At 61.5% G+C, this 11,417-nt stretch carries 12 protein-coding genes; 9 read left to right on the forward strand and 3 right to left on the reverse strand.

What is annotated here, in order from left to right; all coding sequences use genetic code 11:
• The 8 genes from EN984_RS07675 to EN984_RS07710 all read left to right on the forward strand — a co-directional run.
• On the forward strand, window positions 1–429 hold a 429-nt coding region (locus EN984_RS07675), incomplete at its 5' end, for an EamA family transporter (protein WP_127383687.1).
• Window positions 426–1,433, forward strand: coding sequence for an NAD(P)-dependent oxidoreductase (locus EN984_RS07680; protein WP_127269403.1), 1,008 nt, complete (start codon window positions 426–428; stop codon window positions 1,431–1,433). The genes EN984_RS07675 and EN984_RS07680, both read left to right, overlap by 4 nt.
• A gap of 105 nt (window positions 1,434–1,538) precedes the next feature.
• Window positions 1,539–2,969: an aspartate aminotransferase family protein gene (locus tag EN984_RS07685; RefSeq protein WP_236383382.1), complete on the forward strand. Its 1,431-nt coding sequence runs from the start codon at window positions 1,539–1,541 to the stop codon at window positions 2,967–2,969.
• A 19-nt stretch (window positions 2,970–2,988) separates the two neighbouring features.
• Window positions 2,989–4,221, forward strand: a complete 1,233-nt coding sequence (locus tag EN984_RS07690) for a glycosyltransferase 87 family protein (protein ID WP_127272435.1) — start codon at window positions 2,989–2,991, stop codon at window positions 4,219–4,221.
• Window positions 4,218–4,976 (forward strand): FkbM family methyltransferase, encoded by a 759-nt coding sequence (locus EN984_RS07695; protein ID WP_127272436.1) that lies wholly within the window; start codon window positions 4,218–4,220, stop codon window positions 4,974–4,976. The genes EN984_RS07690 and EN984_RS07695 overlap by 4 nt, the downstream gene beginning before the upstream one ends.
• Window positions 4,977–5,135: 159 nt before the next feature.
• Window positions 5,136–7,697 (forward strand): FAD-dependent oxidoreductase, encoded by a 2,562-nt coding sequence (locus EN984_RS07700; protein ID WP_127270286.1) that lies wholly within the window; start codon window positions 5,136–5,138, stop codon window positions 7,695–7,697.
• Between the two features lie 95 nt (window positions 7,698–7,792).
• A complete protein-coding gene (locus EN984_RS07705; protein ID WP_127272437.1) occupies window positions 7,793–8,641 on the forward strand; it encodes a DUF1194 domain-containing protein in 849 nt (282 codons plus the stop codon).
• Window positions 8,642–8,809: 168 nt separating this feature from the next.
• Window positions 8,810–9,151, forward strand: a complete 342-nt coding sequence (locus EN984_RS07710; protein WP_023812325.1) for a peptidase inhibitor family I36 protein — start codon at window positions 8,810–8,812, stop codon at window positions 9,149–9,151.
• Between the two features lie 38 nt (window positions 9,152–9,189).
• Here EN984_RS07710 and EN984_RS07715 read toward each other — a convergent pair whose 3' ends face one another.
• Complete coding sequence (locus EN984_RS07715) at window positions 9,190–10,128, reverse strand: GlxA family transcriptional regulator (protein WP_348625597.1); 939 nt, start codon at window positions 10,126–10,128, stop codon at window positions 9,190–9,192.
• A 45-nt stretch (window positions 10,129–10,173) separates the two neighbouring features.
• Between EN984_RS07715 and EN984_RS38170 the strand changes: the two genes are divergently transcribed.
• The gene (locus EN984_RS38170) at window positions 10,174–10,440 is read left to right on the forward strand and encodes a hypothetical protein (protein ID WP_206517414.1); all 267 of its coding nucleotides are present in this window, start codon (window positions 10,174–10,176) and stop codon (window positions 10,438–10,440) included.
• A 34-nt stretch (window positions 10,441–10,474) separates the two neighbouring features.
• Here the strand turns inward: EN984_RS38170 and EN984_RS39350 are convergent, their stop codons facing one another.
• Both EN984_RS39350 and EN984_RS07730 read right to left on the reverse strand, forming a co-directional pair.
• Complete coding sequence (locus tag EN984_RS39350) at window positions 10,475–10,609, reverse strand: hypothetical protein (protein WP_013531161.1); 135 nt, start codon at window positions 10,607–10,609, stop codon at window positions 10,475–10,477.
• Window positions 10,610–10,947: 338 nt separating this feature from the next.
• A complete protein-coding gene (locus EN984_RS07730) occupies window positions 10,948–11,133 on the reverse strand; it encodes a hypothetical protein (protein WP_032930657.1) in 186 nt (61 codons plus the stop codon).
• Window positions 11,134–11,417: the final 284 nt, after the last annotated feature.

Genomic DNA, 11,417 nt, shown 5'->3' on the forward strand with positions numbered 1-11,417 from the left:
CTCTTTACAGTGGTGACCAATGCCGCCGCGCAGCTGATGCTGAAGCAAGGCATGATGTCGCTCGGGCCGATCTCGTTTGAGGGCGTCAATCCGCTCGTCAAGTTGCTGCAGATCGTTTTCAGCCCCTGGGTGTTCTTTGGCCTGTGTACCTTCGTCATCTCGATGGCATCGCATCTCTATGTGCTGTCCAAGGTCGAGCTCTCCTTCGCCTATCCGTTCCTCAGCCTCGCCTATGTTGCCGTCGCCATCTTCGCTTATTTCGTCTTCCGCGAGGACCTCAATGGCTGGCGCATCGCCGGCATCGCCTTCATCTGCGTCGGCACGGTGCTGATCGCCCAAAGTGGCCGGGATTTGGGCGAGCGAGGGCATGAAGACCAGACGGCTTCCATCACGCCTGACAAGATCCAAGCAAACGAGATCGTTAGATGAGACATGTGATTTTCGGCGGCGACGGTTTCGTCGGCCGCCATCTCGCCCCGAAACTTGTGGCCGATGGTGAAGAGGTCGTCGTCGCCGATATCGTCAAGAGCGACCTGCCGCATTACCGCACTGTCCGCTTTGTCCAGTGCGACGTCATCGATCCGGCATCGGTCGCGGCGGTTGGGCTGAAGGCCGACGACATGGTCTATAATCTGTCGGCCAAGATGCTGTCGCCGATCCAGGTGCGCTCCAAGCGGCACGATTTCTTCTTCCCGGTGAATTTTCATGGGACCGAGCACATCATGCAGGCCATGGACAGAGCCGGTGCGTCAAAACTCGTCCACTACACGACCGACATGATCTACGGCCACACGGTCACGCAGCCGATGACCGAGGAGCACCCGGTGGCGCCGCTGGGCGAATATGGCTGGTCGAAGCAGAAGACAGAGGAGTTGGCGGCCGAATGGCGCAAGCGCGGCATGTCGATCTCGCTGTTTCGCCCGCGCCTGATCATCGGCCCAGGCCGGCTCGGCATCCTGGAAAAGCTGTTCAAGCTGATCGACTGGAATTTTCCGGTGCCGATGATCGGTTCGGGCAGGAACCCCTATCAGTTCATCTCGGTGTTCGACTGCGCCGAGGCCGCGCGCGCGGCCTGGAAGGCCGGCGTGCCTAATGAGGCCTATAATCTGGGTTCGCTCAACCCGCCGCCGGTCAAGAAATTGCTCGGCGATTTGATCCGGCATGCCGGCTCGAAATCGATCCTGATCCCGACACCGGGCTGGGCGGTCAAGTGCACGCTGGACCTGCTCGACCTCTTGAACATGCCGATCATGGACCCGGAACAGTATCTGATCGCCGACGAGGACTGCGTGCTCGACGTGTCCAAGGCCGGGCGCCAGCTCGGCTGGGTGCCGCAATATCGCGACGAGGACATGCTGATCGCCGCCTATAGCGAGTACCGCGCCAAGAAAGCCGGCCACGCAGTCGCCACCAAACATGTGCCCGCCGAATAGCGGCTCGCAAAAACAGCTTTCGTTGCGCTCGATCCTGGTCGTGCGTGCAGACAGGAGATTGAAATGACCGTCATGGCCAAGCCCGAACAGACCAATTTGCGCACCATGGTCAGCGCGCCGTCGCTGTCGCCCGCCACTATCGCCAAGCCCGATTTGATCAGCGTCGAGCAGGCCAAGGCGATGGACGTTGCCCGCATGACCGACCTGTTCAAGGCGCATCTCAACCCCGGCCAGCTGCACTTCATGAAGCTGCTCGGTTTCCACAAGATCAAGATCGAGCGTGCCGAAGGCATGTTCTACATCGACCAGAACGGCCGCAAGATCCTCGACTTCTTCGGCGGCTTCGGTTCGCTGGCCTTCGGCCACAATCATCCGCGCATCCTGGAAGCACGCAAGAAATTCCAGGAGGAGAAGCGCCAGGAAATCGCCATCGCCTTCATGTCGCAATATGCGGCAGCGCTTGCGCACAACATCGCCAAATGCTCGCCCGGCGATCTCGACATGGTATTTTTGGGCTCGTCCGGTTCGGAAGCGATGGAAGCGGCGGTGAAGCTCGCCGAGCGCGCGGCCGGTCCGAAGCGGCCGAAGATCGTCTATGCCGAGAATTCCTTCCACGGCAAGACCAAAGGCGTGCTGGGCATCACCGACGGGCAGCTTTACCGCGCGGACTTCAAGGTGGCCGAAAACACGGTCCGCATCCCGTTTGCCGACATCGAGGCGGTCGAGCGCCTGTTCCGCTCCGATCCGGAGGTCGGGGTCATCGTGCTTGAAACCATCCAGGGCGGTGGCGGCATCATCCAGGCGCCGGCCGAATATTGGCAGAAGCTGCGCGCACTGTGCGACCAGTATGGCGTGTTGTGGGTCGCCGACGAAGTGCAGTGCGGCTATGGCCGGTCAGGCCGCTTCTATGCTTTCGAGCATTACGGCGTCATTCCCGATGTGACGGCGCTGGCCAAATCGCTTGGCGCCGGCAAGGCCGCGGTCGGCGCGATGATCGCGCGGCGCGAGGTTTATATGAAGGCCTATGGCACGCCGAAAACGGCGATGATCCATGCCATGGCGACCTTCGGCGGCATGGGCGAGGCCTGCGTCACCTCGATCGAGGGGCTCAACGTGCTCTACGACGAGGGGCTGATCGACAATGCCGCCGTCACCGGCGACTATTTGCTGCAGCGCCTGCAGGCGCTCAGGGAAAAGTACCCGAAGATCATCAAGGAGGTGCGCGGCAAGGGTTTTATGATCGGCCTGGAGTTCCACGACTTCTCGCAGACCTTGCCGATGGTGCTGCGGCCGATCGTCAGCGTGCTCGACGACAAGCTGAAGGGTTCGCTGTCGGGCTTCATCGGGGCGCTGCTGCTGCGCGACTACGATGTGTTAGTCGCCTTCACCGAATACAACCGCAACGTCATCCGGCTCGAGCCGCCGCTGATCTGCCAGCGCGAGCATGTCGACCGCTTCGTCGATGCCTTCGACAGCCTGCTGTCGCGCGGCATCGTGGGAATCGTGAAGGATTTCGTCAAAAGCCAGGTCCGTTAAGCGCTCGCTGGATACAACGATGCTGACCAAGTCGCCCGCTCCACAAAACCCAGTCGACCGGCTCACCGAGCCCGTTCTGACGTGGGGCGAGGGGACTTATGCGCGGCTGGCAGCACCGATCGGCGCGGCGGCTTTCGCGCTTTACATTCTTTTTACAGCGTTCACCGCATGGGTGATGCCCGACGCCAACTGGGACATGCTGCCCTATCTCGCTATAGCGGAGGAAGGCACCTATCCCGATGCACAGGCGCTGCATGACTATGCCTACAGCACTGTCAAATCGGGCGTGTCCGCAGGCGACTATAAGGCGCTGACCGACGATGGCGGCGGCTTCCGCAGTCACATGGCGGAGAATGCCGCCGACTTCCATTCACTGCTCGGCATGTACCGGATCAAATTTCTCTACGCCGAGATACTGTCGACGATGAGCGCGGTGATGTCGCCGGTCGAGGCGATGCGCCTGGTCTCAGTGTTCTCGGTTCTGCTGTTCGGCGCGATCGCCCTGATGTGGCTGCGCTCCGAAGGGGCACTGGCCTTGGCGCCTGTGGTCGGCGCGGTGCTGATCATGGCTGATTTCGGCGATGCGGCGCGCGCCTCGACGCCGGATTTGTTGTGTTCGGCGCTGTTGCTCGGCGGGCTCTACGCCTATGTCCGCGGTCGCGAGATGGCAACGGCGCTCCTGCTCTTTCTCGCCTTCATGGTGCGGCCAGACAATATTGTTTTTCTTGCCATTTTTGCCGTGCTGCTGGTTGCGTTCCGGCAGAAGGCGTGGGGCGCGCTGGCCGGCTTCGCCGCTTCCTTCGTCGCCTATTTCGCCATTTCGCACTGGGCTCATCATCCAGGCTGGTGGCCGCATTTGTGGTTCTCCAGCATTGAGCAGCATTACAATATGGACGGGTTCGAACCGCCATTCTCGGTCACCGCCTATCTCAGGGCGTTTGCCGCCTCGCTGCTGCGTGCCGTCAGCCTGAACAGCTGGGTCGGCGTGTCGGTGCTGGCACTGGCCGGCTGGTTTGCCGCCGCCCGCGCCGGCTTCCGCCTCGACCGCCGCGCCGGCATCCTGTTTGCGGCACTGGTGCTCGGCGCGCTGGCGAAGTTCACCGTCTTTCCGATCCACGACACGCGCATCTATTTCCCGCATCTGATCCCGCCATTCCTGCTGCTGGCGACGCCGTTCATGGCGCTGTGGGCAGCCGCGGCTCGTGGCCAGAATCGCGCGCCCTTGCCAATCATTCCCGGAGACAAGCCATGAGTTCGCTATCCAGCCTGGCGCGCGTTGCCCTGTCGCTTGGTCTTCCAAGTAGTGTTCTCGATCGCGGGCCGTCGCTGCGCGGCACGAAGTTCCTGGCCAGGGCGGCGCTGAAGGCGCGATTTGGTGGGGCAGGGCGACCGTTCCAGATGGTCAATGTCGGTGCCTGCGACGGTGCGCTGTTCGACGATGTGACGCCGTGGCTGCACCGCATAGCTGGCGCACGCGCGATGCTGGTCGAGCCGATGCCGTACAATCAGAAACGACTGCGCGCCAACTACCCCGACACCAGCCGGTTCATCATCGAGCCGGTGGCGGTGACGAAGACAAAGGGCACGATCACCGTCCACACTTTCGATGCCGCCGCGCTCGAGGCCGGCACGTTGCCCATCGAGTTCATCGGCTGCTCGTCGGTCACCGACACCAATCTGATGTCGGGCAAGAATGCCTGGGGCGAGGCCGACACCAACTTCAACAAGTTCGCGCCGCATCTCAGGGACATCGAGGTGCCATCCGAGACCTTGCAGACGCTGCTCGACCGCAATGGCATCACCCATATCGACGCCTTTCTCGTCGATTGCGAGGGCGCCGACTGGATCGTCTTCGAACAGCTCGACCTCAAGCGCTACCGTCCCGGCATGATCAAGGTCGAGGTCGGCGCGCTGCCCGCGGCCGAGATCGGCCAGGTCGTGGTCAAGCTGAAGACAGCAGGTTATCAGGTCGGCTTCCAGGCCGAGGACATCTGGGCCTTCGCCTGAGTTATAGCCTTCACCTTGGAAGGCGAACCGCCAAGGGTCCGACGGGAAGCATTCTGCCGTCTGGTCGCTCGGCTTTTTGCCAATGTCGCAAACAGGCTTCAATCGTGCTGCTGCTCCGCCTTATAGTCCGCGCGCTTTATCACTTTGGAGTCGCGGGCAATGGCAGAGTTTCCGAAAAAGGCGAAGGTCGTCATCGTCGGCCTGGGCGGTATCGTCGGCGCATCGATCGCCCATCACCTGATCGAACGCGGCTGGGATGACATTGTCGGCATCGACAAATCGGGCATCCCGACCGACATCGGCTCGACGGCGCACGCCTCCGACTTCTGCTACACGACCAGCCACGATTTCCTGTCGTGCTGGACGACGCTCTACTCCATCGATTTCTACGAGAAGATGGGCCACTACGCGCGCATCGGCGGCCTTGAGGTCGCGCGCGTCGGCGACGACGGCCGCATGGAGGAGATCAAGCGCAAGATCGCCTCGGCCAAGGCGTTTGGCACGCGCGCCCGCCTGATCGAGCCGGCCGAGATCAAGGAGAAATTTCCACTCATCGAAGAAGCGATTGTCCAGGGTGGCCTTTGGGATCCCGATGCCGGTCTGGTCATCCCGCGCTCGCAGACGGTCGCCGGCAAGCTGGTCGATCAGGCGGAAGCGTCCGGCAAGCTCAAATCCTTCGCCAACACGTCGGCTCGGTCGCTTGTCGTCAAGGACGGCCGCATATCAGGCGTGGTGACGGACCGCGGCACCATCGAGGCCGACTATGTCATCGTCTGCGCCGGGATCTGGGGCCGGCTGATCGCGGAAATGGTCGGCGAGGACCTGCCGGTCATGCCGATCGACCATCCGCTGACCTTCTTCGGCCCCTACAACGAGTTCGCCGGCACGGGCAAGGAGATCGGCTGGCCGCTGCTGCGCGACCAGGGCAACTCGGCCTATATGCGCGACACCGGCGATCCAAAGACCGCCGAGGGCGGGCAGATCGAGTGGGGTTACTACGAAGAGACCAATCCGCGCCTGTGCCATCCGCGCGACCTGCTGGAGAAGGATCAGGCGCGGCTTTCGCCCTCACAGCGCGACCTCGACATGGAGCAGATCCTGGCACCGCTCGAACGCGCCATGGAACTGACGCCGATCCTCGGCGAACTCGGCTACAATGAGAGCCATTCCTTCAACGGGCTTCTCCAGGTGACGGCTGATGGCGGCCCGTCCATGGGCGAAAGCCAGAAGGTGCGGGGCCTTTGGTATGCCGTCGCCATCTGGGTCAAGGATGGTCCCGGCATGGGCAAGCTGATCGCCGACTGGATGACCGACGGCCGCACCGCAATCGATCACCATGCCATCGACTATGCACGGTTCTATCCGCACCAGACCAAGGAGCAATTCATCTGGGATCGCTGCACCGAGACCGCGATGAAGGTCTACAATCCGGCGGTGCATCCGCGCGAGCCGTTCTCCAAGGCCCGCAACATCAGGCGCTCGCCGTTCTGGGAGCGCGAGAAGGAACTTGGCGGTTATTTCATGGAGCTCGGCGGCTGGGAGCGCGCCCACGGCTATGCCGCCAACGAGCACCTTTTGGAGAAATACGGCAACCGCGTGCCGGTGCGCGAGAATGAGTGGGACAACCGCCATTTCTGGCGCGTCTCCAATGCCGAGCATCTCGCCATGAGCGAGGATTGCGGCATCGTCAACCTGTCGCATTTCGCCATGTATGACATCGAAGGTCCCGACCATGTCGCGCTGCTGGAATGGCTGTGCGCGGCCAAGATCGGCGGCGACAACAACATCGGCAAGGGCATCTACACCCACTTCCTCGACGAGGAAGGCATGGTGCGGGCCGACTTTACCGTCATCCGCATGGCTGACCGCTGTCGTTTGATCGACGGCGCGGACGCCGGTCCACGCGACTTCCAGTACATGCGCCGCACGGCACAGGACAAAGGCTTCGACGTCACTATCACCGACGTGACCGAGAAATACGTCACTATCGGCATCTGGGGGCCGAACGCCCGGGCGACCTTGCAGAAGGTGGTCGAAAATCCGGACGGGCTCTCTGTTGAGAACTTCCCATTCGCGGCGATCAAGCCGGTCCGGATCGGCGGCAAGGATGTCACCGCTTTCCGCATCTCCTATGTCGGCGAGCAGGGCTGGGAACTGCACATGCGCTACGAGGACGGCCTGGCCGTCTGGGACGCCCTGCGCTCGACCGGCGTGATGCCCTTCGGCGTCGAGACCTATGCCAACACGCGCCGCATGGAAAAGAGCCTGCGCCTGCAGAACGCCGACCTTTTGACCGAGTACAATCTGCTCGAAGCGGATCTCGCCCGTCCGAAGGTCAAGGAGAACGACTTTTGCGGCAAGGCCAGGCATGTAGAGTTCCGAGCCCGCGAGCACCAGCCGGCCATGCTGTGCACGCTGGTGATGACCAGTAATGTCGATTCCAAAGGTGTTGCCCGCTATCCCGTTGGCACCATGCCTGTAATGGACCCGAAGACCGGCGAGACGCTGGTCGACGACCTCGGCCGGCGGTCCTTCACCACCTCGATGGCCTACGGCCCGACCATCGGCAAGAACATAGGTCTCGCCTATCTGCCGTGGGCGTACGCCCAGGAAGGCCGTAAGCTCACCATCGAGTATTTTGGCGAGACATATCCGGTCGAAGTCGCCGCCGTCGGCTACAAGCCGCTCTACGATCCGGAGAATTTGAAGCCGCGCAGCTGAGTGCTCGCAAGCGCAAAAAGGCATGAAGGCAAAAGCCTGGCCACCGGCCGGGCTTTTCTCTTTTTAAGCCGGCGGTTTTCGCTTACCCTTGCGGAATGTCTGCTTTTGCCTGTGCTAGACATTTGCTTTCGAGCTGTGCCGCGTTCGCGCTGACGCTTTGGTTGGCGCCGGCGTCCCTTGCTGACGAGCCCGTCGATGTCGAGCTGGTGCTGGCCGTCGATGTCTCGCTGTCGATGTCACCGGACGAACTCGAGATCCAGCGTCACGGTTACGCAGCGGCGCTGACGCACGACAATGTGCTGCAAGCCATTGCCGATGGCGCTTATGGCAAGATCGCCGTTACCTATGTCGAATGGGCCGGCACCACCTGGCAGCGCGTCATCGTGCCGTGGACGGTGATCGCCAGCCGCACCGACGCCGAGCGCGTGGTCGCGCAGTTGTCGGCGCAGCCGCCCAATAGCGCGCGGCGCACCTCGATCTCCGGAGCGCTGGAGTTCGGCAACGACCTGTTTGCCGAAAGCGGCTACCGGGGCACGAAGCGGGTCATCGACATTTCGGGCGACGGCCCCAACAACCAGGGTGCGCCGGTCAATCTGACCCGCGACGGGCTGATCAAGCAAGGCATCGTCATCAATGGCCTGCCGCTGATGACGCGAGGCGGTTTTTCCGGCGCCTACGACGTCAGCAATCTCGATCGCTACTACAGCGACTGCGTCATTGGTGGTCCCGGAGCCTTCATGATCCCGGTCAATGACTGGACGCAGTTTCCCGAAGCCATTCGCCGCAAGCTGGTGCTGGAACTCGCCGGTCCGGCCTCGCCGCAATGGGCGGCGGAAGAAGCCGCGCATCCGCCGGTGATATTGGCGCAGGAGAGGTCCACCACCGACTGTCTGGTCGGTGAGAAAATGTGGCGAAACCGCAGTTGGATGTTCGACAGCCGCTAAAGCTCTTCTCCGTTGAGCGTGATCTTTGGCCGAACCGGCTCCCATTCTTGCCCCCGCTGCCTACCTGTTCGGGCTTACGCTCCAGGCTTGCCTCCGCTACCGAAGCAGTGGCAAACTGGGCGGGCCGCGTGATCCAGCCAGGAGCGCGGCCAAACCGAGGAAACACCGATGAGACGTCTTGCCATCCTGACCGCAGTCGCGTCTGTGCTTTATGCCGACGTCGCCAGCGCCCAATACAACCAGGCTGCCTGCATCATGTTCGAGAACGGGAATTTTCGCGGGCGGTCCATCGGCATGGGTGCCGAGGATTCCGTAAATTTTCGTGGCGGCCAGTTCTGGAATGACCGTGTGTCGTCGGTGATCGTCCGCCGCGGCTGCACGCTCGTGGCCTATGAGGATTCTCGGATGGGCGGCCGCTCGATCGAGATCACGCGCAGGATCCGCAATTTGGGCGGTAGTGACTGGAACGACCGTATCTCCTCGGCGGAATGCACCTGCGACGACTACTGAGGTTCAGGCGGCGGAGCGCAGACCGGTTACGGGTCGGATCAGGCTGCCAGCAGCTGCTTGCGGTCGACGCGCTCTTGTTGCGGCGAGCGGGCGTAGAGTTCTCGGTAGCATTTGGAGAAATGCGAGGCCGAGACGAAGCCGCAGGCGACCGCCACCTCGACCACCGGCATCGACGACTGGATTAGCAGATGCCTGGCGCGGTCGAGCCGGATTTCCAGATAGTAGCGGGCAGGGGAGCGCCCCATCTCGGTGCGGAACAGCCGTTCGATCTGGCGGCGCGACAGGTCGACATGGTCGGCGATCTCGATCAGTGACAGCGGCTCCGACAGATTGCCCTCCATCAGTTCGATGATGGTCAGCACTTTCGAGTTCTGGACGCCGAGGCGGGCGCGAAGTGGCAGGCGCTGGCGGTCGGTGGGGCTGCGCACGCGGTCGGTCAGCACCTGCTCGCAGACGCGGTTGACGAGGTTCTCGTCAAAGTCGTCGCCGATCAGCTTCAGCATCATGTCGAGTGCGGCGGTGCCACCGGCGCAGGTGTAGATGTTCTGGTCGATCTCGAAGAGGTCGGCAAAGACGTTGGCCTTCGGGAACGCTTCGGAAAAGCCCGGCAGGTTCTCCCAGTGGATGGCGCAGCGCTTGTTGGACAGCAGGCCGGCGGCGGCGAGGATATGCGCGCCGGTGCACAGGCCGCCGACGGCGACGCCGCGATTGTATTCCTCGCGCAGCCAGGCGAAGGCGGACTTGTTCTGGTAGCGCTCGACATTGATGCCGCTGCAGACGATGGCCATGTTCGGCCGGTCGGGGCCTGCCATCTTCTTGCGCTCGTCCTCGAGCGAGGTGTTGACCGCGCATTCGACCCCGTTCGAGGCGCGCACCGGCTTGCCGTCGATGCTGGCGAGGCGCCAGCGATAGGCCTCGTAGCCGAGCATGCGATTGGCCGAACGCAACGGGTCGAGCGCGGTCGCAAAAGCGATCATGGTGAAATCGGGAATAAGGAAGAATACAAACGATCGCTTGATCGGATGCTTTACGGCGTTCAAGGGAACCTCACACAGCCATGGCGCGAACAGGATGTCGCGAATAGCATAGCGACATCAGGAAAAACCATGTCTGTCAATCGGCTACGCCGCTACGACGAGATTAAATTTGCGACATGGGTCGCAAACGGGCAATCGGCGTGCAGCGAGCCCTGGAAGTGGCACGAACTGTTCAAGGGACGGGCAACGTACTGCCTGCGCGCAAAACAAAAACGCCGCCTTGGCTGGAGCCAGGCGGCGTTACAGTTTTAAAGCAGCGGCAGGGATGCGCTGCCCCTAAAAATCTTCAGGCGACGAAGCCGAGGCGGGCCGCATTCATGGCGCCGGTCTGGCCGGGCATGGTGTTGGCGAGACGCTGACGCTCGAGGGCGGTGGTCAGGTTCATTTCGCGGCGGGCAAAGAGGCGTGCAAAAAGCTTCATAATCATCTCCATTTGTTGCTCAGACGGGTCGCCTTCGCTTGATGGAGTGGGGCAGCTCGTTTGCTGGCGCCGATATAGGCTTGTGTAAGCAGAAACTAAATCGCAAAAGCGAAGCGCTTGATATGAAATGCGACATCGGTTGCGACAGATTTGGGCAAGGTGCCCAAAATTTACGATTATTTACAAGGGATTAATTGAAAAGAGGGCTGCTATGCGGCTTTCTCATATGCGTCATGCGCTGGAAACATGGCTCTAAAAATTCATTTGAGTGCAAATAAAATAGAGAAGGCCTGCCGGGCGGTTTGCGCGGCAGGCCTTCAGCACATGGTACACACGATCTACTTTGCTCCAGCCCAGGATCCGACGCCGTTGCGAGTACCGGTCTTGGTATCGGAAGCTTCAGGCCAGCCGATGTCCTTCTGCAGTTCGATCGGCAGGGAGCGGATAGCGCGTTCAGTCTGGTAGCGGGCGCGCGCCGCGCTGAATTCGGTCGCGATGCGACCAAGGGACGACAGGATAGACATCTCTTTCTCCTTTGGGTTGGCGAGTGCCAGACAGCGAGTTGGCTACTGCGGGTTTGTTTCAACTTCATTTCGTGTCGAATGCAGGTCTGTGTCGAGGTCGTTTCATGGCTGCTTGTGGCAGCTACTGCTTCGATGGAGTTGACTATCCTCCCAATCTGATGTTCAATCAAACGAAATGGAATGATGTTTTGTATCAGAAAAATTGAAGGTCGGTTGCCATGAACGCCCCGCTCAATCATCCGCTGCCGCTGCTCGATCTCGATGTTTTGCGCACGTTCGTGGCG

Origin of the sequence: Mesorhizobium sp. M7A.F.Ca.CA.004.12.1.1 (assembly GCF_003997835.1) — a bacterium.
In the GTDB taxonomy this organism is placed as follows: Bacteria; Pseudomonadota; Alphaproteobacteria; order Rhizobiales; family Rhizobiaceae; genus Mesorhizobium.